This is a genomic window from Vibrio sp. 1069 (genome assembly GCF_033340555.1).
In genome coordinates, this window is the sequence record NZ_JAWOWP010000474.1 from 1 (window position 1) to 653 (window position 653).

The following is a 653-nucleotide window of genomic DNA, read 5'->3' on the forward strand; positions in this document are numbered from 1 at the left end:
GTGAGTGTGGTCGCTTGCTTGCCTTTGCCATAGCTCACCGTGTTCAACACATCCACTTTGTTACCCGGCAGTAGGAAACCCGCTACGCCGATAACGTCATTTACACGAATGGTGACTGCTCGCTTGTTCTCAGGAATTAAGGCTGCAAGCGTTGCGCCCTCTCCAGGTTGAGCAAGACGATTAGGATTGACTAACTCGCCCGCGTAAATGGTGTTTGCAACGATACGTCCCAAAGCTTGCTCAGGCACTTTGAGTGTTTCGTCGTCTATCCAGTCCACTTCCATTAACTTGGTGGTTAAATGCTTTTCATCCAAAATGGTGCCTGGCTCCAGCTCCATCGTAGCGACTACAACAGGATGACGTTCCACCTCTTCGAGCTCTACTGTTGGCTGGTTTCTGCCGTCCATCCATTGTTTGGCAATTAATACGGCAGCAAGGCCGAAAACAATGGAGAGCAGCAATAACATGATGACTTGAGTCCGACTCATAATTTAAATCTCCCTATTCATCCACTGTGAAGTACAGTCCCCAGGCACGAGTTAATATGTCTGACGAGAAGATCTTCTCTTTCCCTTCGAACACCAGAATATCTCGGCAAATGACCAAAAAATCTTATGGTCAGCAAGGGAAGTAAGCGACATCATTGTAACGAG

Annotated in this window: 1 protein-coding gene and 1 pseudogene; both read right to left on the reverse strand. The window is 47.6% G+C overall.

Features of this window, described 5'->3' with window-relative positions:
- A partial coding sequence (gene cpaB, locus R7040_RS27230; protein WP_318097712.1) for a Flp pilus assembly protein CpaB occupies positions 1-488 on the reverse strand: 488 nt, incomplete at its 3' end.
- Between the two features lie 13 nt (positions 489-501).
- Positions 502-653 (reverse strand): annotated as a pseudogene (locus tag R7040_RS27235) (AAA family ATPase); the annotation flags it as partial.